20 protein-coding genes are annotated in these 23,819 nt (G+C 59.0%); 12 read left to right on the top strand and 8 right to left on the bottom strand.

Annotated features, from left to right (window positions below; all coding sequences use genetic code 11):
* Window positions 1-370 precede the first annotated feature (370 nt).
* The 8 genes from ACWKWE_RS23115 to ACWKWE_RS23080 are packed head-to-tail and all read left to right on the top strand — an operon-like array spanning window position 371 to window position 9,630.
* Complete coding sequence (locus tag ACWKWE_RS23115; protein ID WP_483851809.1) at window positions 371-814, top strand: cupin domain-containing protein; 444 nt, start codon at window positions 371-373, stop codon at window positions 812-814.
* Window positions 814-2,322: a methionine--tRNA ligase gene (locus ACWKWE_RS23110; RefSeq protein ID WP_483851808.1), complete on the top strand. Its 1,509-nt coding sequence runs from the start codon at window positions 814-816 to the stop codon at window positions 2,320-2,322. The genes ACWKWE_RS23115 and ACWKWE_RS23110 overlap by 1 nt, the downstream gene beginning before the upstream one ends.
* A gap of 13 nt (window positions 2,323-2,335) precedes the next feature.
* On the top strand, window positions 2,336-3,451 hold the full coding sequence (locus ACWKWE_RS23105; RefSeq protein ID WP_483851807.1) for an NAD(P)/FAD-dependent oxidoreductase: 1,116 nt from the start codon (window positions 2,336-2,338) through the stop codon (window positions 3,449-3,451).
* Window positions 3,448-4,395 carry an ABC transporter substrate-binding protein gene (locus tag ACWKWE_RS23100; RefSeq protein WP_483851806.1) on the top strand — a complete coding sequence of 316 codons (948 nt, stop codon included), beginning with the start codon at window positions 3,448-3,450 and terminating at the stop codon, window positions 4,393-4,395. Before ACWKWE_RS23105 ends, ACWKWE_RS23100 begins: the two co-directional genes overlap by 4 nt.
* Window positions 4,396-4,447: 52 nt before the next feature.
* A complete protein-coding gene (locus ACWKWE_RS23095) occupies window positions 4,448-5,806 on the top strand; it encodes a SidA/IucD/PvdA family monooxygenase (RefSeq protein WP_483851805.1) in 1,359 nt (452 codons plus the stop codon).
* Window positions 5,803-6,822: a 2,3-diaminopropionate biosynthesis protein SbnA gene (gene sbnA / locus ACWKWE_RS23090; protein ID WP_483851804.1), complete on the top strand. Its 1,020-nt coding sequence runs from the start codon at window positions 5,803-5,805 to the stop codon at window positions 6,820-6,822. The genes ACWKWE_RS23095 and sbnA overlap by 4 nt, the downstream gene beginning before the upstream one ends.
* Window positions 6,815-7,822, top strand: coding sequence for a 2,3-diaminopropionate biosynthesis protein SbnB (gene sbnB, locus ACWKWE_RS23085; protein WP_483851803.1), 1,008 nt, complete (start codon window positions 6,815-6,817; stop codon window positions 7,820-7,822). Before sbnA ends, sbnB begins: the two co-directional genes overlap by 8 nt.
* Window positions 7,813-9,630, top strand: coding sequence for an FAD/NAD(P)-binding protein (locus ACWKWE_RS23080; RefSeq protein ID WP_483851802.1), 1,818 nt, complete (start codon window positions 7,813-7,815; stop codon window positions 9,628-9,630). Before sbnB ends, ACWKWE_RS23080 begins: the two co-directional genes overlap by 10 nt.
* Before the next feature lie 39 nt (window positions 9,631-9,669).
* Here ACWKWE_RS23080 and ACWKWE_RS23075 read toward each other — a convergent pair whose 3' ends face one another.
* The 6 genes from ACWKWE_RS23075 to ACWKWE_RS23050 form a co-directional block, all read right to left on the bottom strand.
* Complete coding sequence (locus ACWKWE_RS23075) at window positions 9,670-10,284, bottom strand: hypothetical protein (protein WP_483851801.1); 615 nt, start codon at window positions 10,282-10,284, stop codon at window positions 9,670-9,672.
* A gap of 261 nt (window positions 10,285-10,545) precedes the next feature.
* Window positions 10,546-11,256, bottom strand: coding sequence for a substrate-binding periplasmic protein (locus ACWKWE_RS23070; RefSeq protein WP_483851800.1), 711 nt, complete (start codon window positions 11,254-11,256; stop codon window positions 10,546-10,548).
* A gap of 233 nt (window positions 11,257-11,489) precedes the next feature.
* The gene (locus ACWKWE_RS23065; RefSeq protein WP_483851799.1) at window positions 11,490-12,773 is read right to left on the bottom strand and encodes a hypothetical protein; all 1,284 of its coding nucleotides are present in this window, start codon (window positions 12,771-12,773) and stop codon (window positions 11,490-11,492) included.
* A 22-nt stretch (window positions 12,774-12,795) separates the two neighbouring features.
* Window positions 12,796-14,100, bottom strand: a complete 1,305-nt coding sequence (locus ACWKWE_RS23060) for a hypothetical protein (RefSeq protein ID WP_483851798.1) — start codon at window positions 14,098-14,100, stop codon at window positions 12,796-12,798.
* A 567-nt stretch (window positions 14,101-14,667) separates the two neighbouring features.
* Window positions 14,668-16,287 (bottom strand): glucan biosynthesis protein D, encoded by a 1,620-nt coding sequence (locus ACWKWE_RS23055; RefSeq protein ID WP_166593963.1) that lies wholly within the window; start codon window positions 16,285-16,287, stop codon window positions 14,668-14,670.
* A gap of 192 nt (window positions 16,288-16,479) precedes the next feature.
* The gene (locus ACWKWE_RS23050; RefSeq protein ID WP_483851797.1) at window positions 16,480-17,109 is read right to left on the bottom strand and encodes a LysE family translocator; all 630 of its coding nucleotides are present in this window, start codon (window positions 17,107-17,109) and stop codon (window positions 16,480-16,482) included.
* Between the two features lie 154 nt (window positions 17,110-17,263).
* On the opposite strand from ACWKWE_RS23050, the gene ACWKWE_RS23045 reads away from it, so the two are divergent.
* Window positions 17,264-17,737, top strand: coding sequence for an Lrp/AsnC family transcriptional regulator (locus ACWKWE_RS23045; protein ID WP_341964660.1), 474 nt, complete (start codon window positions 17,264-17,266; stop codon window positions 17,735-17,737).
* 283 nt (window positions 17,738-18,020) lie between these two features.
* On the opposite strand, the gene lpdA is transcribed toward ACWKWE_RS23045, so the two are convergent.
* Together lpdA and ACWKWE_RS23035 are read right to left on the bottom strand one after the other, a co-directional pair.
* A complete protein-coding gene (gene lpdA, locus ACWKWE_RS23040; RefSeq protein WP_166593965.1) occupies window positions 18,021-19,421 on the bottom strand; it encodes a dihydrolipoyl dehydrogenase in 1,401 nt (466 codons plus the stop codon).
* A gap of 277 nt (window positions 19,422-19,698) precedes the next feature.
* The gene (locus ACWKWE_RS23035; protein WP_483851796.1) at window positions 19,699-20,340 is read right to left on the bottom strand and encodes a CDP-alcohol phosphatidyltransferase family protein; all 642 of its coding nucleotides are present in this window, start codon (window positions 20,338-20,340) and stop codon (window positions 19,699-19,701) included.
* 431 nt (window positions 20,341-20,771) lie between these two features.
* Between ACWKWE_RS23035 and fae the strand changes: the two genes are divergently transcribed.
* Genes fae through ACWKWE_RS23020 form a run of 3 tightly spaced genes read left to right on the top strand, consistent with a single transcriptional unit; the run spans window position 20,772 to window position 23,759 of the window.
* A complete protein-coding gene (gene fae / locus ACWKWE_RS23030; RefSeq protein WP_341960992.1) occupies window positions 20,772-21,284 on the top strand; it encodes a formaldehyde-activating enzyme in 513 nt (170 codons plus the stop codon).
* Between the two features lie 10 nt (window positions 21,285-21,294).
* Window positions 21,295-22,329 carry an aldo/keto reductase gene (locus ACWKWE_RS23025; protein ID WP_483851795.1) on the top strand — a complete coding sequence of 345 codons (1,035 nt, stop codon included), beginning with the start codon at window positions 21,295-21,297 and terminating at the stop codon, window positions 22,327-22,329.
* Window positions 22,326-23,759 (top strand): NAD-dependent succinate-semialdehyde dehydrogenase, encoded by a 1,434-nt coding sequence (locus ACWKWE_RS23020; protein ID WP_483851794.1) that lies wholly within the window; start codon window positions 22,326-22,328, stop codon window positions 23,757-23,759. The genes ACWKWE_RS23025 and ACWKWE_RS23020 overlap by 4 nt, the downstream gene beginning before the upstream one ends.
* The last annotated feature ends 60 nt before the right edge of the window (window positions 23,760-23,819 follow it).

The raw sequence follows: 23,819 nt of genomic DNA, 5'->3' as shown, positions 1-23,819 counted from the left end.
CCCTGTAGGAGCGAACTCATTCGCGAAAAGTCAGTTCAGACGATGCATTTGTGGCGACTGATCCATTTTTCGCGAATGAATTCGCTCCCACAAGTTTCAATACATCCGCCCCTTTTTATCGCGACAGTTAAGCCCTGCTTTAGGGTGTAGCAAGCGATGATTTCACGCTGAATAATCCGTTAAGCACCTGATAACTATGAAGATTAAGCAAACTTGAGTTAAGTCAAACTTAACCACTGATTGCATATTTCTTGTTTGCTCCCCTTCCCGAATTTCTTCAGCTTATCCCTCAACTCAACGGCGTCGTTAAGCCTTGGTTAGCGCCGGCAAAACAACGAGCAAGGATGCTCCGGGTTGAAGGAGACACTTCATGACAGACTTTCAAATTTTCCGTCCCATGGCGTGGGACAAACTGGTTCATGAATACGATCTGGACGGGTCCCGGCTGTTGCCGTGGGACGGTTATCCGACCCCGATTGGCGGCGGTTGGTGCGTTGTTCGTCCCGGCACCAAGTCCTTGTCCCACACCCAGATCGATCAAGAGTTCTTCATCGGCATCAAAGGCACGGCCAAGTTGGTCGTTGGCGATCAGACCTACCCCTTCACCATGGGCGATATCGCCGCCATTCCGAAACACACCGACCATTACGTCCTTAACGACACCGACGAAGATTTTCACTTCTACGTGGTCTGGTGGGACCGCGATTCGGCCAACCGTTTCCTCGACGAAGACGCCCAACAGGCCGTCGCCCTGAACGAGTTCGCGCTGCACAAAGCGACGATCCATGACGTGTCCGATCAGAGGGCTTCGTGATGGGCAAGCTCCTGGTCACCATTACACCGCCCACCCCGAACGGCGACCTGCACATCGGTCACATGGCCGGGCCGTTTCTGGCAGCAGATATCTACACTCGCGCACAACGCCAGCGCGGGCATGACTGCACGCTGGTTTCCTATTCCGATGACTATCAGTCCTACATGCTGCGCCGTGGCATCGAACTGGACCGATCGCCCCAGGAGCTGGCGCTGGAAAACACCGACAAGATCAACGACACCCTGAAAAAGATGGGGATTGAAGTTGATTTCTGGATGCGCCCTTATCGCAATAACTATTTCAAGAAGGCGGTCGAAGAAACCTACGAATCGGCGATGAAGGCGGGGGCCATTTACAGAAAAGTCAGCCAGGAACCCTATTGCGAACAGTGCGACAAATGGGGCTATGAGGCGTTTGGGCGGGGCAATTGCGATCATTGCGGTTCTGACTCCGACGCCAGCCAGTGCGAGGAATGCGCCCACACGCCCAACGCGTCGAAGATGACCGAGTTTCGCTGCAAGCTGTGTTCGTCCCAAATGATTTGGCGACCCGTCGAGCGTGAATTTCTGGCGCTCTCCAATTTCCGCAGCCATCTACAGAGCACTTTCGAACACGTTCCGCTGCGCCCTTTCATTCGCCGCTTCCTCAACGAAGAATTCGAAATCGGGCCGATTGATTGGGGCATCACACGTCCTCACGACGGCGGCTTAGACCTCAAGCCCGACGGCAGCCGACGCATTCACACCTGGGTGATGGGCCTGTCGGGTTATCTCGGCGCGTTCCGCGAATACCTCAACGAACACAAGCACGCGCCTTGGGAATACGACGAGTACTGCCGCTCGGGCAAAGGCCGATTGGTGCATTTCCTTGGCTACGACTGCGCGTTCAGCCACATGATGGTTTACCCCGCACTGCTGCAAACCATGCACAGCTACCGCATGCGTCAGACCTTCTATACCAATCAATTCCTGACCCTGAACGGCAAAAACCTCTCCACCAGCCGCAATTACGCGATCTGGGCGCGGGACCTGGTGGCCGACGCCTGCACCGACAGCGCCCGGTTCTATCTGGCGTTGATTGCGCCGGAGCAAGACGCCGATGACTTCGATGTCGAAAAATTCGCCGCCTGGCGCGAGCAAACTTTCAACGAGGTGCTGGTGAAACTCGCCGCGCAGGCCGAGCGGGAGCGTGTGGAGGGCGACAGCCTGAAGGTCACGTCTGCGGATGCGGCGGCGATCAAGCTACTGGTAGCGCGCTGGTTCGAAGTGACTTCGGTGGATCACTTCAGCATGAAAGGTCTGGCCGTCTTGCTCAGCGACGTGATCAACGCGGCCCGTGATCGCCAATTGCTCGGCAAACGCATCCTGCCTTACATGGCGTTGATCGGGGCGATTGGTGCGCCAGTGTTTCCGGATTTGGCCAAGCAGATTCTGCGCTACTGCCGTTTCACGGAGAACGAAGTATTTCATCAGCTGGTGTACGTCAGCGCCGTTGAGTACGAGATCTGATCAGGAGACGCTGATGAAAACGTCATTCGATGTGATCGTGATCGGCGCGGGTGTCATGGGCGCGTCGATTGCCGCAGCGCTCGTCGAAAGCGGCCTCGACGTTGCCCTTATGGAAAAGGGTATCGGCGGCGGCCAAGGGGCGACGCGTGATACCGGCGGCATCGTTCGGGCTCTGGAGCTGGACCCCGCGTTGCGCCCGCTGACGCGACGCGGCGCGCATCACGGCACGACGGGGATCGTTCATGCCGTGTTCGAACAGGCGCTCAAACGCACTGGCGTCGCGTACATTGCCAATTCTGAAATCTGCGGCCGTTATCTCGATGCCGTGGGCACGCAAAACGTCGAGCTGCATGCGTCGGTCAGCGCGCTGGACAACGGTCGCTTCAGCGCCTTTTGCGATGACGAATGCCTGCTCATCGAACGTGATGGCGGCATGGTCGATGCCTTGTCGGCGGTCTCGAACCTGTGCCGTTACGTCAGTGAGAAGGCAACGTTTCTCGATCATCTCGCGGTGGATCATTGCGTCGAACGCGAAGGCTCAGTTCAAGTGCACGCGGGCAAATTGTGTCTGGAGGCGACCTGGGTCGTCGACGCCTGCGGTGCTGATGGTCCGCTGCCGAGGCCGCCTGGCGCGGTGCACGCTCGCACCATTCCGTTTACCCGGGTGAGTTGCGACGAAGCCCCGAGCATGCCGGTCATCGCGCATCATCTGAACACCTATTTGCTGCCGCTTGGACGCACCTTGATGCAAGTGGGCGGGCAGCGCCGCCATCGCGCGGACCACGCAAGCCACTTGAACCTGTCTGTGATGGATAACGAACAGGACGTGATGGCGCGGATCGCCAAGCTGGGCTATGACACGCAGCACAGCCTTCCGGTCGTCACTCAGGTCGCTTGGGATGCCTACACCGATGACGGTCGGCCGCTGATGGGTCGTTCCAGCGCCAACAGCCACATTTATCTGGCCACAGGCTTTTGTGGCATCGGCTTCAAGATGGCGCCGAGCGTCGCAGAGTTGCTGTCTTTCGAACTCCGCGGTTTGACGGCGGGCGTGTCGATGGATGCTGACCATCGCTCGATCATGAAAGCGTTCAACCCCAGCCGGTTCACCGAGGTGGCATTGTCATGATGCGCCTGGGTATCTGCGCCGCGTTGGACGTCGGCACCACGCTGCATGCCCGCAGCTTTTTGCGTGGCGTATACCTCTCAAGCCATTTATTCAGCCAAGTCCGGCGTGCTCAGCATTTCTACTTCGACGATGGCGCCACGGCTGCTGGCGGTCGTGCGGCGGCCGAGCGTTTTATCGACGCGCGGGTGGACGCGGTGATCGGCCATTTCGCGTCCGAGTCTGCTGCCGCCGTGGTGGAGAGTTATGCACAGGCGGGCATTCCGCTGATCCTCCCGGCCTCGACCGCTGCGGCCTTGACCGAAGAGGGCCGCACTACGTTCAGGGTATGCGCTTCGGACAAGGTGTTGGCAAAACGGCTGCTGGCGTTTGCCGACACTCAGGGCCTGCTCAAGCTTGCGCTGTTCGCCGATCAAAGCCTGCACGGTCAGCGCCAATTAAGAGAGCTTGAGAACGCTGCCAAGTTATCCACAGTGCAGATTGTGCAAGACACCGTTCAAGCCGACGCGCTGGTTTTTTGTGGACGATTGAAAGCCAGCCGCCAGTTCCTTGTGGAAAACCGCCTTTCCGGTTGTGGATTACCGCTTTTTTTCACCGACGATGCTGCATCACCTGCGTTGGTGAGCGGATTACCGCAGACCGGCACCGTGTACGTGGTCAGCTTTCCCATCGCCAGCGATCTGCCCGAGGCGCAATCAGTGGATCGGGCGTACCAGCGGATCTACGGCGAACCGGCGCCGGTCTACGCCATCGAGACGTTGGCCGCGTTCTCTCTGATAGACCTCGCCGTTCGCCAGCACCGCAGCCTGCTAACGGCGCTGCGTTCCGATGAGTTTTCCACACCCGCAGGCCCTATCCGTTTCAGCGATGGGGAAAACGATCACGCCCGAGTTTCGCTTTGGGTCTACGCCGACAAGCGCGTCCATGAAAGACGGCTGCTGTGTTGAATCGGGCCGCTCTCGGCTCGCCAAGTCTTTGAACCTTTCAGGAAGAACCACCATGAATCAGTTTGAAATCGAGGGTTTGCGTCAGGAGCTGGACGTCGTGTCGGTCGGCTTCGGTCCCGCCGGTATCGCACTGGCCTGTGCGCTGGAAGACGAAGCGGAAGACAACGGCAAGAAGCCGTTTCAGCGTGTCCGTTTTTTTGAGAAAGGGTGCGATTCGACCTGGCACGGCGCCTTCCTGCTGGCGGGCACTGACATCAACCACCACGTCTTTCGCGACCTGGTGACGCCGCGCAATCCCCGCAGCCGTTTCTCCTTCGCGATGTACCTCAAGGAGAAAGGGCGGCTGTACAAGTTCGGTCTGCTGGGACGTCCCGCAAGCCGTGTGGAATGGTCCGACTACATCGGGTGGGTCGCCGCGCAATTAAAAGACTACGTCTCCTACGATGAAGGCGTGCTGGATGTGTTGCCCGTTGCGGAAAAAGGCATCCTGCGCGCAGTGGATGTGGTCACCGCTCAAGGGACCTATCGCACCAAGCGACTGGTCCTTTCCCACGGCAGTTTGCCCAACATTCCCGAAGCGTTCAGCCCTCACTTGGGCGGGCGGGTTTTCCACACCTCGCAGTACCTGAAGAACATTCACCTGGGCGGCGGCCCGATTGCCCAGCGCTGGCTGGTGCTGGGGTCGGGCCAAAGTGCAGGCGAGGCGGTGGCGCATCTGCTCGGCGCCGCGCCAACCACCCAAGTGCATTCTGTCCACAGGGGCGTGGGTTTCCGGGTCGGGCAACTGGGGCAGTTTCCGAACATGGCGTTCTTGCCAGAGCAGGTCGACTACTTCCACCAACTGGAGCCATCGCGTCGCAGCAAGGTGTTCGACGAGATCCGTTCGACCAACTACGCAGGCATCGACGCCGATGAAAGTCAGGCGTTGTACTCCTTCATGTACGAAGGCGAAGTCAGTGGGCATCAGCGTTTGAACCTGCACACGTGGTCCAGCGTCATCTCGGTGGAGAAGGTGGGCGACGCGTATTCCGTCGTTCTGCGCGACAGCAACACGGGGCTTGAAACCACGCTTTATGTCGATGGCATCGTCCTCGGCACCGGTTATGAACAGCTCGCGGTGCCGCCGCTGCTGACCCTGCTGCAACCCTGGCTGCTGCGCGAAGAGGACGGCCATCTGGCCGTGGACCGGCACTACCGCGTGGGCCTGCAACACAGCGAGGGCGTGCAGATTCTGGCCAACGGCACGTCAGAAAAAACCCACGGCATCAGCGACGCGCAGTCGTTTTCCATGGTCGCACTGCGCGCCCAGCAACTGACCGACGCCTTGCTCGCCACGCAACCTCGGCAACTGGCGCCGGTGGTGGCACATCCCAAGCGCTTAATGGCCGCACGGGCTGAGGCACGGCCATGAACTTCATCTCGCATATCGTGGGCGATTCGAACTTCGTCCGGCTCAAGGGGTTAGGGTTCGAGAATCTGCACCTCAAGCTGGAGTCCTGTAACCCAGCCGGTTCGATCAAGATGAAAACCGCCATTGGCTTGATCGACTCCTACGCCGAGCGCCGACTTATCCACAGGGACACGGTGTTGATCGAGTCATCTTCGGGCAACCTCGGTGTGGCCCTGGCAATGATCTGTGCCGAGCGAGGCTACAAGTTTTGTTGTGTGGTCGACCCCAACACCAACCTGCACAACATCAAGATGATGGAAGCCTTCGGCGCGCAGATCGTGATTGTCACCGAGCGCGACGATAACGACGGCTACCTGGGCACTCGCATTCGCTACATCCGCGACACCGTGGCCCGCGATCCGCGTTATCTGTGGCTCAACCAGTACAGCAACCCGGCCAACGCCCGCACCCATGAGCAAACCACGGCGCGCTCGATTCACATCGCATTTCCGGCGCTGGATTACCTGGTGGTTGGCGCGGGCACCACGGGCACGTTGATGGGCTGCGTGCAGTATTTCCGCAAGCATTCGCCACGCACCAAGATCATCGCTGTGGACAGCACCGGGTCGGTGACGTTTGGCCAGGCGCCGGGGAAGCGCTTCATTCCTGGATTGGGTTCGAGCCAGATGCCGCCGATTTTCCGCGCCAACCATCTGCACAAACAGCAAGTGGTCGATGAGCGCGCCACCGTCGCGATGTGTCGCTGGCTGGCCAAGTCCAACGGCGTCTTGGCGGGGGGATCGACCGGCACGGTGGTTGCGGGTCTGGCGGCGCCCTCGCTGGGGATTCCCAAAGATGCGGTGGTGGTGGCGATCTCCCCCGACGCTGGCGAGCGCTACCTCGAAACGATCTACAACGATGAATGGGTCATGCAGAAATTCGGGCGAGCCGAGCTGGCCGCGCTGTCGTCGCAGCCCATCAGCCGCTACCTGAACACCTACGTCCACACCTTCGAGGGGGAAGCGTTGAATGTCTGAATTCCATGTCATCCCGGGCGCCGTGATCAAGGACATCCTCGACAGCCAGGCGCACACCATGGTCGCGCGCATCGAGCAGGTCTATCTGCAACACCACGACGGTCAGACCCTCAACCCGGACAGCTACTTCCTGCGTTTTCCACAGCAACCGGCCAACCGCATCATCGCACTACCCGCATCGCTGGAGGGCGAGGACGCTGTCGCAGGCATCAAATGGATTTCCAGCTTTCCAGGTAATGTCGCCCAGCAAAAACCTCGCGCCTCGGCGGTGGTGATTCTCAATGATCGCGAAACGGGCTACCCCTATGCCTGCCTTGAAGGCGCTCAGATCAGCGCGGTCAGAACAGCGGCGTCAGCGGTGTCAGGCGCTTACTGGCTCAATGGTCAGTCACGTCAGGCGAAGTCTGTGGGATTTATCGGCGCAGGCGTTATCGCCCGCAACATTGCTCGGATGCTGGCGGTGGAAGGTTGGGAGATCGAACAAGCGGTGGTGCACGACTTTGACGACGCGTCGGCCCTGGCGTTGAAGGGATTCATTGAGCAGACCGACTTATGCACAGCCCGCACGGGCATATTGGAAGACGCGCTGGCGGCAGATCTCGTGATCTTCGCCACCACGGCGGGCGAGCCGTACGTGAAGCCGCCGATGGCGTTCCGCGCCGGTCAGGTGGTGCTGAACATTTCGTTGCGCGACGTTGCCCCTCAACTGCTGCTGACGGCTAACAATCTGTGCGATGACGTCGAGCATTGTATGAAGGCCAATACCTCGCCGCATTTGGCGGAGCAAGTGACCGGCAACCGTGAATTCATGAACGGCACACTGGCGGGGTTGATTCGCGGCGAAGTGCAGCTTGATCCAGGCAAACCCTCAATCTTCTCGCCTTTCGGGCTGGGTGTGCTGGACCTCGCGTTGAGCAAATTCGTTGTAGACACCGCGCTAGCGGATGGCCGCGCCGTTGCCATCGACTCGTTCTTCGGAGAAACGCTGAGATGGAATTGAGTGCCGATCTGCGCCTTGATGGGTCCTTCCTAGAAACGCCCCCTGTGGATAAAGTCGGGCAAAAACCGGCAATCAAAATTGGCATTGTCGGCTGTGGGTCACGTGGGCTGACCGTCCTGGAGCGTCTTTGCGCGTTGGCAGGCGAGGGTGAGCGGCGGGTGGAAATCAATGTGTTCGATCCCCATCGGCCGGGGCCGGGCCTGCATTCGGTTGAGCAGCCCGAATATTTGATGCTCAACACTGTGGCGTCGCAGATTTCCATGTTCCCTGATCAGGCTGCTCTGGGCGGGTTGACGGGTCGACAAGGGCCGAATTTCTACGAGTGGTGTCTGCGTTTCAAATCCGCTGAACGTGTGGTGAAACCCAATGAGTTTCTGCCCCGTTCCTGGCTAGGCGAATACCTCGCGTGGACTTATGACGAGGTGATTCGGACGCTGCCCGAGCAGATTCGGGTGATCCATCATGCGCGGACTGTGGATAACGTCGACTACACCGATCTGGGCCGTTTTGAATTGTCCACAGGGGATAAAAAACACCGTGTTGACTGGCTTTTGATCACCATCGGTCACGCTGAAAATCGGCCTTCAGCGGCTCCGATTACCCAGAGAACGGCGCGTCTACACGCTTATCCACAGCCGTATTCGCTTCAAACGATTTCAGCCACAGATGCGGTGGGCGTTGAGGGGCTCGGCCTGGCCGCAATGGATGTCGTCGCCGGGTTGACGGTCGGTAGAGGCGGGCGCTTTGTGCAAGGACCCGAGGGACTGCGCTATCTGACGTCAGGTCAGGAACCGCAGGTGTTCATGTACTCCCGCAGCGGTCTGCCTTACCGCACACGCCCCGATATCACGCCCCATCGCGTGGGAGCGCCCGCGCTGATCTTCACGCTGGCTGCGGTGGCCGATCTTCGCGCCCGGCACCCGGAGGGGCTGGACTTCGAAGCTCACGTGCTACCGCTGCTCAAGGCCGAGATGCTCGCGGAGTACTTCGGCATGGTTGCAATGCGCCGAAGCGAGTCAGCGCTACGTATCAAATCGGAGGTCGCGACTGCGTTTTACCTGGGCGAGATCGAAGCCAAAGATCGTGAGCTTGCCGAGCGTTTTGAGGTGCCGCTTCTGCCTGACAGCGTGTACAACCCTCACAGCATGGCTGCCCCTGTGGATAATTATCAGGGGTGGATTGAAGCGTTCATTCGCGATGATCTCCACGAGAGCATTCTTGATTTGGACCACAGCCCGATAAAGGCAGCCGTAGAGGTGTGGAGAAGCTGCCGCGAACAGCTCAGGCGAGTTGTGGATAACAGAGGCCTGACGCCGACCTCACACACGGTCTTCTTCAACGAATACGCTCCCTTGGTCAACCGCATGGTCGCTGGACCGCAAAAAGAACGGCATCAAGAGTTGCTGGCGCTGGCCGAGGCAGGCGTCATTCAGTGGGTTCATAGCGCCCATGTTATTTGCAACGCTGACAATGGCGCCGTTTCAGTCGCATTGGGGGACGGACGCACCTTGGTGCTGAACGCCTGCGTGCATGCCCATGGCAGTGAGGCACGAAAAGCCGATGGCTACCCTGGGATCATCCGCCAATTACGCGCCGCCGGAATTGTCCACAGCGCGGCTGAAGATGGAGAGGGTGTGTATGTTGACAGTCACGGCAAGGCGCAGCACCACCTGTGGATAACCGGCCCCATCGTTGAGGGAGCGACGTACTACAACCACTACGTGCCGTCGTCCGGCAGTTATTCGCGAGCGTTTGTGGATGCGGATCGTATTGCCAAGAAGATGCTTGGTTTGTCGGTGATGGCTTGAGTGCGCCACAAGCGCAACTGCGCTGACAAGGGACGTGACTCAGAATGGTCTGCATTTGAGGGTGTCGATCACTTGCTGCTCAACGAACAGCCAACTGGCGGAAATCTCACAGCGCGCAGCTATTAACTGCTGAACACGTTGAAAATCTCCTCGCAGATCCCGCGCAAAAATGGGCTCGTGATGAGCGATCCGATTTCTTAGTAGCCGAATTTTGTTCAAATCCTCGAAAATTCTTTTTCGATTTTCGGCGATTGTTTTAGTGTCATCCAAGTTTGGCATCACGCGTCGTAGATGCGCGTTCCAGATGCGGTGGTCATGCCGACTGGTGAACATTTTTTCCCAGAATACAAACTTGAGTTCCGCAATAACCTGTCCTGTCGTGGCGACTTTTTTGCGAACATTCTGAAGATCGCTCACAGCGTCGTACCCAGGACCGCCCAGACGTGGAAGACTGCGTTCGAAGCCAGGGTTCCATGGCCATTGCGGGCCGTGCATCGCCTCCAACGCGTCTGCAACCGCGTTCCGAATAACCACCTCACAAATATGTAGTGGAACGAGCAAAGTGCCGCTGACCCGCGCATTCCACGCATACAGCTTCAGCCCTGCGGCTGCTTCATACCCCTCTGCCAACGCTTTGGCTTCGTAGGTGGACATTCGAGCGGGAGACAAGGCGGATTTTACCGCGCACGCAATCTGCATTGACTGAAAAGACCTATATCCATATAGTTTTGCTCACTAGCCACGGGAAACGCGGGTGCAAGCACCTCCCCCCGAGGACAGACGAAGTAAACAGGAACCCTGCCTTTTGGCGGGGTTTCTTGTTTTTCGGGGTGAGATTATACGTGCTCAGTGCGGACCGTCCCGCACGGCAAATGCTGGAGATCACCGTCTCAACCAGCCCTCCGAGACCTCAACTCAACACCCTTTTCCCGCCCCCACGCACGCCACCGCAGTGTTCCCTGGCAGATAGCGCCGTCTGATGCTCTCCAGCTCTCCAGTGCGGCGCAGGGTGTCGATGGCCTGGTTGATTTGACTGAGCCATTTCGCGTGTGCCGGTTGGAGTTTGATTACCAGCGGCGCTTCGCTGAGCTTGGCGCCCTGGCGGAACTGGGTGGGATCGAGGTGGGTGGTGTTGATCAAACCTTCGAAAATATCGTCCACCATGGCAATCGCATCGACGCGTCGGCTTTGCAGCAGCTTGATCAGGGCGTCGTCCTGAGAGGTCTCAAGCCGGTCGAGACGGTGAGTTTCAAGGGCCGGTTCCAACGCCGCGTAGGTGTAACCGCGTACTGTGCCGATGGTGAGGTGATCCATCTTCTCGATGGGTTGACCGAGCGCGGGATGGTCTGCGAGGAAATACAGGTGCTCGCTGACGATGGAGTAGGGTGTGGAGAACACATAATGCTGCCGTTCTTCAGGGGTGTTCCAGATCAGCGCATCGGCGTAGTTGAGGTCGATTTCGTTCTTTTGCAGCATCGATTGCAGACGGTTGACGGGGTACGTGACGAAAGTGACGTCCACGTTTGCGAGTTGCATCACTCGGCGGGTGATGTCCACGGCCAAGCCGCGCAGGCGACCGTTATCGTCCTCGAACGCATAGGGCTTCCACTGCGCAGTGCCTGCCACGAAGGCCTCCGCAGCAACGGGGAGCGCGATCAAACAGAGCAAGCACACAGCGAGCAGTCTGCAACGTAACCCCATACCTTCCCCCGATCATGGGCATCCATGAAGGAGCCCAAGCCTAGCAGCGGAAAATGTCGGGCATGTGTCGTAATGCCACTATTTGCAGATCGTTTCACGAAAAACCACGAAAAAAGCCCGCGCAGACGAGGTCAGGCGGGCTTTTCAGGGTGTTTGAGTCAGGCGCCGGGGCTTAGCCGGATGATTTTTGGAAACTCGGTAAGACTGACAGGCGCCGTGCAACGGTCGCCGGTGCAGCTCCAGCGTTGCTCGCTGGTGACCATCCCCTTGCTCGCCATTTGCGTATCGAGCACCCGCAACGGCGCGTTGTTCATTGCTTGGCTGACGACCTGTTCTTCTCGGGTGCGTCCCGTGGCCCAGGCCACGACGATCCGCTCGCGACCATCGCTGAACACCAATTTGTAGAGGCCGTCAGACTGCAAACTGGCGCTGGCGTCGTACTCGAAGTCTTTCAGGTAGGGGCTGATCGCTTTGAGCACCGAGTAGGCCGGTTTGGGGCTCAGGTCCACGTTCAGCAAGCCAAAGTTGTGTTCCTGATCGTCGCGCTTGTTGCCATCGTTGATCAGGTCGTACCACCAGATGCCCTTGATCGAAGGCACGGTGCGAGCGAGAAACCAGGCGCGGGCCAGGTAAGCGGCCTGACGCGTAGTGTCGATGCCGCAATGGTCCTCATGACTTGGCCAGCTCATTTCGGTCAGGTACAGAGGCACAGGCTTATGGGCCAGGCCCGTGAAGCGCCGGTCCAGATCGCGCATCCAGTTAATCCAGCTTTCCGGCGTGTTGTGGTCGCGTCCCTCGCAGTGCACGTAAGGATGGAGCGAAATGCCGTCCGCGTAATTCATGATGCCCGCCGTCAGCAGGCGATCCACGAAACCACCCTTGATGCCCGCGGACGTCACCGCACCCGCCAGCACTTTGGCCTGTGGATTGTTTTTGCGAATGATCGGTGCTGCTTCCTTCACGATGGCGACGTAATCCCGGCTAAGGCGCGAGTCGGTTGGCCCTTCGATGTCCCACTCGTTCCAAACCTCGTAGTACTTCACCGGATTGCCCAACTGGTGGGTGAGGTAATCGACGTACTTCAGGTACGGAATCTTCACCTCGGGCGTGCGCGGCTTGGCGTTGCCATTGAAGGACGTGCCGTAACCCAGGATGACCATCGGCGCTTGGTTCAGCGCGTTGGCCTTGGCGAGCCACGCCCGCCATGGCGGGATGATTTGCAGCTGATTGGGCGCCGGTTCAGCCGTGGACCAGAACCCGTCATCACGCACCGAGGTGACGCCCGCCAGGCTGGCCAGCTCCAGACTGCGCAGTGGCTGGTTAACGTTGTTCATCGAGTGGGTGGCGACACCGACGATGAATGAATCGGTAGCCGTGACGTAAGTAGAGATCAGGCACGACAGCAGCAACAGGCTTCCACGGCCAATACGCGATAGGCTCATGCGCACGCATTCCTTTGTGGGATCAGCTCAGGCCGGGGAGACCGGCCCAGGGTGCCGCTTCAACCGGCTTTGGGGCGACGGCCTTCACGTGCGACCTCGCCGCCATGGCATGCCCGATGGCCATGCCGAGGAACAGGTTCGCCAGCGTTACTTCAAGTGTGTCAGTCGTCCAACTGACGATGCAGATGCAGAAGCTGGTGGCGAGCATCGCCCGGCCATAGCGGGTCGTGATGTCAGCCAGAGTGATGAACAGCGGGATGTGCAGCGCGTAGAGGAACAACCCCGCCACGCCAAATGCCGCCCAGAGGTAAACGACGGTGCTGTCGGAAACCATGAACAGGTCCGCACCGATCACAGGGAATGCCGCCACTGAACTGCCCACCAGCCCAAATCCTGCTCCGGTGTAGGCGCGGTCTTCGCTGACCAGCTCGCGGATCACGTTTGGCCAGGTGTTGACGAGGCGGTCGTAAATCGATGACAGCGAGCTGCCGGTGGAGATTTTATTGGGGTCGAAGTCGTACATCATCGCCACGAACGGCAACGCCATTCCAAGCAACACCGCCACCACGATGGCACCGCGGGTGGTCCATCGGAAGCGGGTGATCAGCAGCAGGCCAACGGCGCCCGCAAAGGCCAGGACCGGCGCTTTACTGGTGGTCAGAATCACCCCCGCCAGCCCGGCGGCGCAGATGGCGATGGCCAGCATTTTCGAACGTACGGTGGTCATCAGGTACAGGCTGAAAATCGAGATGATGATCGCCAGCGCGCTGGAAATTCGGGCGAACCCGGCAGGCCGGTCGGCGTCTTCGGAGGCCCAGGTTGTGTTGGCGCTCAGCTCGGTGCCGCCAATGCTGTAGCTGTAGCCCTTCCACGGCAGGTCGGTGTACTTGTCCATCGCGATGCCCGCCAGCGAGGCCGCCAGTGCAAAGGCGATGGCCCACATGAACAGCCGTTTGTGCTTGGTGATCTGATCGCCGCACGCCAGTCCGAACAGCAACGGGCTGATGCCGTACAGGGCAAAAGCGAAGTTTCCTGCCCCCGCGCCATTCAGCACCGCCCATGCAGACGACAGTAACAAGGCGATGAAGCTGAGCCACACACCAGGCCCTGCCTTGAAACGGCCGAGTTCCAGCGCGAAGAACAGCAGGCAGGCGACTTTCGGGGCGTACAGCAACACCGAGATGCCCGCTTTGTCCAGGTAGAAGCGCAAGGCGCCAGAGAAGGTCTCGACCAGAATCAGGCTGATCGCGACCAGCACGATGGCCGTCGATTTGTCGAAGGACATGATCGACGGCTTTTCAACGTAAGCGGGGGTAGGCGACATCATGGGAACAGCCTCTCAAGAGCGCTGGATCGAAAATAGGGTGACAAATGAAAGAAGCGTCGTGGCCACGCTACCGCTCACCGACGTCGGCAACGCCGTCGATGAAACCGGTAAGTCCTTGTGTGCTGGAGGGCCGTGACGGGAGGGAATTGCCGAATGGGGTCCCTCTCAAAGCGGCGTGACAGGGGATATATCAGCCGCAGATCAAAGGGCTGTCAATGAAATAGTCAAATTTTCGGACAGTTTGAATAAGGCTTAAAAATCAGAGTTTCTAACTTATTGAAATTATTGAGAGTGTAAAAATTGACGCTAATAAATAAAGGAAAAAAATGAGCTTTAGGCGTGCCGCCTATGATTCATTTTTGTTACAGGTCGCTCGATTTTCGACCAATCCTGCAAGAGCAAGCTCACCGGCGCCACGAAATAAGCGTCTGGCTCAATCCAACTGTGGGAGCGAATTTATTCGCGAATACGGGTAGAGACGACGCATCTCTATCGCCTGACCGAACTTCGCGAATGAATTCGCTCCCACAAAGGGTTCATCACCGGATCAGAGTCCGGACCTCAAACTCAGGTGTATTTACGCTTATCAGCCGCAGGCGGGAAGTATTGATACAGCCAGGTCTCGCTCAGCGTACGGTCGCCAGTCTTGATGAACATGCGCATCTCCACCGGGTCCACCGAATCACTGGTCGGGTACCAGTCAAAGCTCACGCGGAAGCCTTTGATGTCCGGCAGCACCAGCACGTTGAAATCCTGCACTTTGCCGTTCGACACGGTAACCATCGGCTCGATGGCCGAGCCTTCCGGCAGCCGGTCGATGCCCCCACCATTGAAGTCCACCGCAAAGCGGCGTGCCCAGACATCCGGGTAATGCTCGCCCGGTGCCCAGCCTTCGATGAAGCCGCCCATGCCCGAACGTGTCGCGTGCACCTGCGCCAATGGCGTACTTACCGGCGGCAGCGGGCTCCAGTACAGCTTGTAGCCGTAGTTCATCGACATTCCGGCCTTGATCGGCACTTTCGGGTTCCAGAACGCAACGATGTTATCCAGCGTCTCGCCGGTGGTCGGCAACTCCATCAGGTCAATGGAGCCCTCGCCCCAGGCGGTCGTCGGCTCGACCCACAGGCTCGGTCGACGGTGATACCAGTCGACGGTGTCCTGATAGGTCTTGAACTCGTGATCGGTCTGTACCAGGCCAAAACCTTTCGGGTCTTTGTCGGCAAAGGCGTTGAACTGGAGCTTCGCCGGGTTGTTCAACGGACGGCAGATCCACTCGCCGTTGCCGCGCCACATGGCCAGGCGGTCCGAGTCATGGATTTCCGGGTGAATGGTGTCGCACATCCGGCGTTCATGAGTGCCACAGCTGAACATGCTGGTCATGGTCGCAATGCCCATTTGTTCGATGTCGGCGCGGGCGTTGATGTGCGCGTCGATGTCCATGACCACGCGATCGGCCTGGCAATCGATATCGAATTTGTAGGCACCGGTCGCGCTCGGCGAATCCAGCAGCGCGTAGACCACGAAACGGGTGGCGTCCTTGGTCGGTTTTTCGAACCAGAACTTGGTGAAGTCAGGAAATTCTTCGGGCTTGTGGGCATAGGTGTCGATCGCCAGGCCCCGGGCCGACAGGCCGTACTGCTTGTTGCTGTCGATGGCGCGGAAGTAGCTGGCGCCTAGGAACGACAGAATGTCGTTGATCGCGATTTCCGGGGCCTTGAACAGCTTGAAGCCTGCAAAACCCAGATCACCCTTGAGTTGGGTCTGATCGATGCGGCTGGCTTCGTAGTTGAACAGCTCGGGGCGGAAATGCACCTCGCGCGCCTCGTTCGTTGCGGGGTCCACGCTGTACATGCGTACCGGCGTCTTGAAGCCTGCGCCGACGTGAAAGAAATGCACGTCCAACTGGCCTTTGACATCATTCCAAAGGGAATGGCCTGCGTCGTATTTGATCGCGTTGAACTGCTGTGGCGTCATATTTGCCAGCGTGGGCGGCAAGTTTTGCTTAGTGCTGACGTAGGCTTTGCCGGCCATCTGTTTGGCGAGGTCTTGCAACGTTTTGAAGTCGAAATGTTCGATGTCGCCATCTGCTGCTGCCGCCAGGGCGCGTGCTGCATAAAGACCCGTGGCTGGCAGCGCGCTATAGGCTGCCAGCGCCATGGAAGCTTTCAGTAGATTCCTGCGATTCATAAGGTGAAGCCTCTGAAGAAATGCCGTGCCTTCCTGCACATGAAAGTGCGCTTTCCCAATCCTTGCCGAACGCAAATTACCAACAAACAGATAACAATCTCGGCATCTTGTTCGCAAAAAAGAGAAAAAATCGTTTCAGAGGGCTACTTGTGAGCATCCAGAGTATTGCGGGTTGTGTTTTAGGTGAGGTGTTCACGCCTGCTGGATAAAAGCCAGACGCACGGCGAAACCGATCAGCATCGTGCCGAACACCCATTGCTGAAAGCGTTGCGCGGTCGCGCTGCGGGCCAGCCATCGACCGATCCAGCCGCCTGCCATTGCGTACACGCTGTCGAACGACAGGCCGACCAGCACCAGAATCACCCCCAGCGCAGCGAACTGCCCGGCCACCGAACCCGCGTGTGGGTCGATGAATTGCGGTAGCAGTACCGAGCAAAACAGCAGGGCTTTGGGGTTGAGCAGGTTAGTCAAAAGCCCGCGCCCGACGGCTGCGCGCCAAGAGAGCGCCGTCCCACCCTCGCCGCCTTGGGCCGTCATGCTCATCGCGCCCGGTTTGAACATCTTCAGCCCCAGCCACAGCAGGTATGCAGCGCCGATGATGCGCACGGCTTCGAATGTCCAGGGCGAGACTTTAAACAACGTTGCCAGCCCCAGCGCAGCCAACGCCACATGACCGCCACGGGCGATGGCCAATCCGAGCGCCGTGGCAAGGGCTTTGCCACGACCGTGACGGGCGCCGGTCTGGAGCAGCAGGATCATGTCTGGGCCCGGCACCAGCAGGATCATCGACAGGGCAGCGATAAACAGCGCGATGTTTTCCATGGTTCGGCTCTCGGATGAAGGGATGATGGAAGAAAATTCTAAGGCGAGAGAGTGGGGCAGGTGCTTGCGTGTTTGACCCCTGAACGGCTTAGTATTGGCATCTTCTGCTGATTGCCACGCTGAAACGGAGTCTTTTGTGCCAAATCAATCAAACGTGAAGCTCGATGCCTACGACCGCCGCATTCTCAATGCTTTGCAACGGGACGGTCGATTGACCAACGTTCAACTGGCAGATGAGATCGGGTTGTCAGCTTCGCCATGCCTGCGACGGGTCAGGCAATTGGAAGAGGCGGGGGTGATCAGCGGCTACCAGGCAACGCTGGATGCCGATGCAGTGGGTCTGGGATTGACGGTGTTCATCGGGGTGAAAGTTGACCGCCATCACGAAGACGAGGCGCAGAAGTTTCAACAGATGGTGTCGGTGTTGCCTGAGGTAATCTCTGCGCACATCGTGTCGGGCGAATCGGATTTTCTGCTGCACGTGGTGGTGCCTGACTTACGCAGTTATGACCGGTTTCTCACAGACACACTGCTGAAAATGCCCAGCGTGCGGGACATTCGCAGCAACTTCGCGATTCGCACCCTCAAGCAGCAAGGGCCGTTGCCTTTGGGGCATTTGCCGGTGTGACAGAGCGATCCCGGATTTCTGTGGGAGCGAATTCATTCGCGAGAAATCGGGGAGTCGATAGAGGTGTATCGGCTGCACCGGCCAATCGCGAATAAATTCGCTCCCACAGTTGAGCCTTCATCGGACTTCAAATGCCGTGGCAGCCTCGAATTTCTGTGGGAGCGAATTCATTCGCGAGAAATCGGGGAGACGATAGAGGTGTATCGGCTGCAATGGCCAATCGCGAATAAATTCACTCCCACAGGGTCATCAGCAGGCCGCGGTTCAATCGTCGACCTTGGGCTCACGCCTGCGTCGTATGCCCACCCACTGCCATCGCCGCCTGGCGCAAGGCCTCGGAGCGGGTAGGGTGCGGATGGCAGGTGAGCGCGATGTCTTCCGCCGACGCTGCAAATTCCATCGCCACGCAATACTCGGCAATCATCTCACTGACGCTTGGCCCAACCAGATGCACACCCAGAATCTCGTCGGTTTTTTCATCAGCCAGCACTTTGGCGAAGCCGTCTGTTTCGTGATTGACCTTGGCCCGGCTGTTGGCGCTGAACGGGAATTTTCCCACCTTGTAGGCGCGGCCTTCCTCCTTCAATTGCTCCTCGGTCTTACCGACGCTGGCCAGCTCCGGCCAGGTGTAAATCACGTTGGGGATCAGGTTGTAATTCAGCTCGCCCTTCTTGCCGACGATCCGCTCGACGCACACCGCTGCTTCATCTTCTGCCTTGTGCGCGAGCATCGGGCCGGAGGTCACGTCGCCGATCACCCAGATGCCGTCCACTGACGTGCGATGGCCCTTGTTGGCCAGCGCGCCGCGCTTGTCGACTTCAAGCCCCACTGTTTCCAGCCCCAGACCTTTCGTGACCGGACGTCGGCCGATGGACACCAGCACGTAGTCCGCTTCGATCACTTCGGCTTCGCCACCGGCGGCGGGTTCGACTGTCAGGCTCACGCCTGTGTCACTGGCGACGGCCGACGTCACTTTGGAGCTGAGTTTGAAATTCATACCCTGGCGCGACAGTGAGCGATGCAGGGTCTTGCCAGTCTCCAGATCCGAGCCGTGGGCCACGTGATCGAGGAATTCCACGACCGTGACCTTGGCCCCCAGACGACGCCATACGGACCCCAGCTCAAGGCCGATCACGCCTGCACCAATCACTACCAAGTGCTTGGGTACTTCGCTCAGGGACAGCGCGCCGGTTGAATCGAGAATGCGCTGGTTATCGATGGTCACGCCCGGCAGCGGGGTCGGTTCGGAGCCGGTGGCGATGATGATGTCCTTGGCCGTCAGCTCGGTTTCGGCGCCGCTGGCATCGGTGACGATGACCTTGCCCGGCCCGGCCAGACGACCCCAGCCCTTGATCCACTCGGCTTTGTACTTGCGAAACAGGAACTCGATGCCTTTGGTGAGGCCGGTCACACTCTCGACCTTCTGCGCCATCATCTGCGCCAGATTCAGGGTCGGCGTGACCTCAATGCCGAGCTTTTTGAATTCATCGCCTGTCGCCGCTTCGTACAACTCAGAGGCGTGCAGCAGGGATTTGGACGGGATGCATCCCACATTCAGGCAGGTGCCACCTAAGGTCTCGCGGCCTTCGATGCAGGCGACCTTCAAGCCTTTCTGACCGGCGTGAATGGCTGCGTTGTAGCCGCCTGGGCCGCCGCCAATAATGACAACGTCGTAGTGACTCATGAGCGTACTCCTGAATGAAGAAATGACAGTGGAGGAAGCGTAGTCCGCTCTCCGCGAATGTCTTGATGGACCCTATCAGAGAAAAATTATGTCCGTAATATCGACTCAGGAGTGAGGTGAGGTCAAGGCCAGGGCTTTACAAGGCTGAAACGGTTTTTGCCCGGATGATTAATTTCGCTGCCGTCGAAATCCGGTCTCCTACAAGAAAAGGTGCACGGAATGAGACCTGTGGATAACGTGTTGGCAGTCTGTGTGTAAAGCTGTTGAAACACTTTCTTCAATCTTGTGCATAAACCTTGGCGTTAGGGGTGGTGGCAGGCTTTGTCACTTCAGCCACTGCGCCCCGAATGCGTCTGACGAGGGTCACCAGCAGCAGAATGGCCATCACCGCCATGATGACGTTAATCGGCGCTGTGAGGACGCGCTCCGAGGCGATGCCTACGCCAAACAGACCAAAACACAGCATGCGCACGTGGCTTTTCAAGGGACCGTCCCGCCGACGAGACGCCTTGATCAACGGCCCGAGCAAACCGGCGAATTCGCTGAAAATCGCCAGCAGCGTGACCGTCAGCACCAGCAACAGGCTGACCTTGGGAATCACTGCAAACGGCAGAAATAGAGCGGTTTCAGCGACAACTCGGCTCAACTCGCGGGCGCAGGTGCCGAATCTGGAGTGTTGTCCGAACTCTGTCACCAGCAACGTTTCCACCGCGTTGAACAGCATCCGAATCAGCATCCAGATCGGAATCAACAGGAAGATTGGCGGGTACGCGGCAAACGCGGCCACCAGCATCCCGACGGCCACCGAAATGAGCCCCGCGCATGACGTTACGTGAATAGCGCGCACGCCGTCATCGAACAGAACCCTGGCCACCGGATGCAGGATTTTGAGCAGCCAAGTCTTGAGTGTGGTCAGCATGATCGCGGGCCGCTCCCCTGTGGATAACTTTCTGGGAGCATAGTGCAAGTTTGAGGTTGTGCTGAAGTCTGAAGATTGCCACGACCTCTGTAGGAGTGAGCTTGCTCGCGATGCGTTTATCCAGACACCCGTTCAGTGAACGAGAGACCGCTATCGCGAGCAAGCTCACTCCTACATAGATAAGTTCGGGTATGACCTGCACTCATACCCCCATGAGTTTTTATGGTTACTGGCCCCGAAATATCCGGTGATACAAATCGCATCACAGCTCACCTACAACAACAAAGAGCGCTTGCGATATGACTTCTCTGCACGCCCCGATTCCGTCCAGCCCCATGCGGCGCTCTCCGACTTCCTCCATTCGCCACGCGATGCCCGGCATCCGCGTGCGGTTCTGATCACCCGCATTTTTCCGTTCCGGAGAACACCCCATGAAAAAACTCGACCTGTACATCGGTGAAGGCTTCGAAGGCCCAGGCGTCAACGCCGCCCACATCAACATCATGATCGGCCCGCGCAACGGCCCTGCGGGACAAGCCTTCGCCAACAGCCTCGCCTCGCCAAGCCAGGGCCACTGCCCGTTCATGGTCATCGCTCAGCCGAACATCCCGGTCAAACCGATGACGCTTTATGTGAACAAAGCCGCCATCGGCAGCGACCTGCACGGCAACGCCACCTGGGGCGCGTCTCAGGCCGGTATCGCCAAGGCCGTCACCGAAGCGCTGCTCGACGGCACCTTGCCTGCCGAAGCCGAAGACGAGTGGGCCATCGTCACCGCCAACTGGGTCAACCCGGCCTGTGACGATCTGGATGCCGTCTACCTGAACAACTACAACGCCTGCCGCAACGCGATTCGTGCAGCCCTGACCGGCAAGCCTGAGCGTTCGCAACTGGCCGATGTGGTCAACCGCATCAGCAACCCGTTCTACACGCCAAAAGCCTGAGGTCCGCGCCATGCAATACATTCGTTTGGGAAATTCGGGTCTCGAAGTTTCGCGGCTGTGCCTGGGCACCATGAACATGGGCACCCCTGACTGGAAACCGTGGATCTTCGACGAGAAGAAAAGCGAGCCGATCGTGCGTCACGCGCTGGAAAACGGCGTCAACTTCATTGATCTGGCGGACTTCTATTCCGCAGGCGTTGGCGAAGAAGTGGTGGGCCGCATCGTCAAGCGCCTGGCCCGCCGCGAGGATCTGGTGATCACTACCAAGGTCGGCTACGGCACCCGCTCTGGCAAGAACGCCAGCGGTCATTCGCGCAAACACATCATGGATAGCATCGATGCTTCCCTGAGCCGTCTGGGCATGGATTACGTCGACGTCTTCATGCTGCATTACTTCGACGTGAACACCCCCGTCGAAGAAACCATGAGCGCGATGAACGACATCGTGCGTTCCGGCAAGGCGCGCTATATCGGCGTCTCGACCATGCTCACCGGCCAGTTGGCGAAGATCCTCATGGCCTGCGAACGCAACGGCTGGGTCAAGCCCATCAACATGCAGCTGCAGCTGAACTGCGCCTACCGCGAAGAAGAGCGCGAGATGATTCCGTTCTGCCGCGATCAGGGCCTGGGCGTTTCCGTGTTCAGCCCGCTGGCGCGTGGTTTGTTGACCGGCGACGTGCAATCCACCCGCAACCAGACCGACTTTTTCACGCAACAGATGTACAGCGACGAAGCCTCGTTCCAGATCGCCCATTCGGTGCAGCGCGTGGCCCAGCGTCGTGGCGTGTCCAACGCGCAGATCGCCCAGGCGTGGGTCGCCAACCATCCGGGCGTCGACTGCATGCTGGTCGGCGCAGACACCACGGCTCAGTTCGACAGCGCCCTGGCCGCGTTAGAAACCAGGCTCGATGCCGATGAGCTGTACGAATTGGAGCGCAATTACACGCCGTGCGACGTGATCAACGATTACACCGCTGGCAAACGCATCCTGCGCAGCGCACGGCCTGCTACTGAAGTCTTCAGCCTGACCGAGGCCGTGGCATGAGCGCGCTGATCCGCAACGGGCATTACATCGACGGTCAATGGACGACGGGCGGCCCGACGTACCCCGTCTCCAACCCCGCCACCGGCGAGCTGATCGCTCAGGTGCAGAAGGGCGGGACCGAGGAAACCAATCACGCCATTGACGCGGCTGAACGCGCACTGCCCGCCTGGCGCAAGCTGACTGCGAAGGAACGCAGCGTGAAGCTCAAGCGCTGGAGCGAACTCATGCTGAGCAATCAGCGTGAGTTGGCGACGCTGCTCAGCCGCGAGCAAGGCAAGCCGTTTGCTGAAGCGATGGGTGAGGTCGTCTACGCCGCAAGCTTTCTGGAGTGGTTTGGTGAGGAAGCTAAGCGCGCCTACGGCGACGTGATTCCGAGCCACAAGGCCGATGCGCGCATCGTCGTCACCAAGGAAGCCATCGGCGTGGTCGCGGCGATCACACCGTGGAACTTCCCGCTGGCGATGGTCACCCGCAAAGTCGGCCCGGCGCTGGCGGCGGGCTGCACGATGATTCTCAAGCCGTCCGAGGAAACCCCGCTGTGTGCGTTCGCGCTGGCCGTGCTGGCCGAACAGGCAGGCATTCCAGCGGGCGTGTTCAACGTCGTGTCGGGCGATGCGGTGGCCATTGGCGGCGCGCTGCAAGCGTCGTCTGTGGTGCGCAAACTGTCGTTCACCGGCTCGACCCGCGTCGGCAAATTGCTGATGCGTCAGGCCGCCGACACGCTGAAAAAAGTCTCGCTGGAACTGGGCGGCAACGCGCCGTTCATCGTCTTTGACGACGCCGATCTGGATGCCGCCGTCAAAGGCGCCATGGCCTCGAAATTCCGCAACACCGGGCAGACCTGCGTCTGCGTGAACCGCTTCTTCATTCAAGACGCCGTGTACGAAGACTTCACCCGCAAGCTGGCCGAAGCCGTGGCTTTGATGCGCGTGGGCAACGCCCTGGAAGGCGAAACCGAGCAAGGTCCACTGATCAACAACGTCGCACTGGGCAAGGTCGAGCAACACGTCGGCGATGCGCTGGAGAAGGGCGGCAAGCTGTTGTGTGGCGGTCAGCGTCACGCGCTGGGCGGCACGTTCTTCGAGCCGACCGTGATTACTGAAGTGAACGATCAGATGCTGATCGCTCAGGAAGAGACCTTCGGCCCGGTCGCCGCGTGTTTCCGCTTCAAGGACGAAGCTGAAGTGCTGCGCCGCGCCAACGACACGCCGTTTGGCCTGTCGGCGTACTTCTACAGCCGCGACATTGGGCGTGTGTGGCGAGTGGCCGAAGGGCTGGAAGCAGGGATGGTAGGCATCAACGAAGGGATCATCTCCACGGAAGTCGCGCCGTTCGGCGGCATCAAGGAGTCGGGTCTGGGGCGCGAAGGATCGCGGTACGGTCTGGAAGACTATCTGGAAATCAAATACCTGCTGATGGGTGGGCTCTAGACGCCGATCGTTCCCACGCTCTGCGCGGGAACGCACCCGTCTCGCTACCCCTTTCTGTAG

It is taken from the genome of Pseudomonas salicis (genome assembly GCF_057128705.1).
The sequence above is the reverse complement of the archived record's forward strand: the minus strand, read 5'-3'. Positions and strand labels throughout refer to the sequence as shown.

Excerpts from the sequence above, each read along its gene's own strand:
- ACWKWE_RS23115 (WP_483851809.1), top strand. The coding sequence starts at position 371 with ATGACAGACTTTCAAATTTTCCGTCCCATGGCGTGGGACAAACTGGTT.
- ACWKWE_RS23110 (WP_483851808.1), top strand. The coding sequence starts at position 814 with ATGGGCAAGCTCCTGGTCACCATTACACCGCCCACCCCGAACGGCGAC.
- ACWKWE_RS23105 (WP_483851807.1), top strand. The coding sequence starts at position 2,336 with ATGAAAACGTCATTCGATGTGATCGTGATCGGCGCGGGTGTCATGGGC.
- ACWKWE_RS23100 (WP_483851806.1), top strand. The coding sequence starts at position 3,448 with ATGATGCGCCTGGGTATCTGCGCCGCGTTGGACGTCGGCACCACGCTG.
- ACWKWE_RS23095 (WP_483851805.1), top strand. The coding sequence starts at position 4,448 with ATGAATCAGTTTGAAATCGAGGGTTTGCGTCAGGAGCTGGACGTCGTG.
- sbnA (WP_483851804.1), top strand. The coding sequence starts at position 5,803 with ATGAACTTCATCTCGCATATCGTGGGCGATTCGAACTTCGTCCGGCTC.
- sbnB (WP_483851803.1), top strand. The coding sequence starts at position 6,815 with ATGTCTGAATTCCATGTCATCCCGGGCGCCGTGATCAAGGACATCCTC.
- ACWKWE_RS23080 (WP_483851802.1), top strand. The coding sequence starts at position 7,813 with ATGGAATTGAGTGCCGATCTGCGCCTTGATGGGTCCTTCCTAGAAACG.
- ACWKWE_RS23075 (WP_483851801.1), bottom strand. The coding sequence starts at position 10,284 with ATGTCCACCTACGAAGCCAAAGCGTTGGCAGAGGGGTATGAAGCAGCC.
- ACWKWE_RS23065 (WP_483851799.1), bottom strand. The coding sequence starts at position 12,773 with ATGAGCCTATCGCGTATTGGCCGTGGAAGCCTGTTGCTGCTGTCGTGC.
- ACWKWE_RS23060 (WP_483851798.1), bottom strand. The coding sequence starts at position 14,100 with ATGATGTCGCCTACCCCCGCTTACGTTGAAAAGCCGTCGATCATGTCC.
- ACWKWE_RS23055 (WP_166593963.1), bottom strand. The coding sequence starts at position 16,287 with ATGAATCGCAGGAATCTACTGAAAGCTTCCATGGCGCTGGCAGCCTAT.
- ACWKWE_RS23050 (WP_483851797.1), bottom strand. The coding sequence starts at position 17,109 with ATGGAAAACATCGCGCTGTTTATCGCTGCCCTGTCGATGATCCTGCTG.
- lpdA (WP_166593965.1), bottom strand. The coding sequence starts at position 19,421 with ATGAGTCACTACGACGTTGTCATTATTGGCGGCGGCCCAGGCGGCTAC.
- ACWKWE_RS23035 (WP_483851796.1), bottom strand. The coding sequence starts at position 20,340 with ATGCTGACCACACTCAAGACTTGGCTGCTCAAAATCCTGCATCCGGTG.
- fae (WP_341960992.1), top strand. The coding sequence starts at position 20,772 with ATGAAAAAACTCGACCTGTACATCGGTGAAGGCTTCGAAGGCCCAGGC.
- ACWKWE_RS23025 (WP_483851795.1), top strand. The coding sequence starts at position 21,295 with ATGCAATACATTCGTTTGGGAAATTCGGGTCTCGAAGTTTCGCGGCTG.
- ACWKWE_RS23020 (WP_483851794.1), top strand. The coding sequence starts at position 22,326 with ATGAGCGCGCTGATCCGCAACGGGCATTACATCGACGGTCAATGGACG.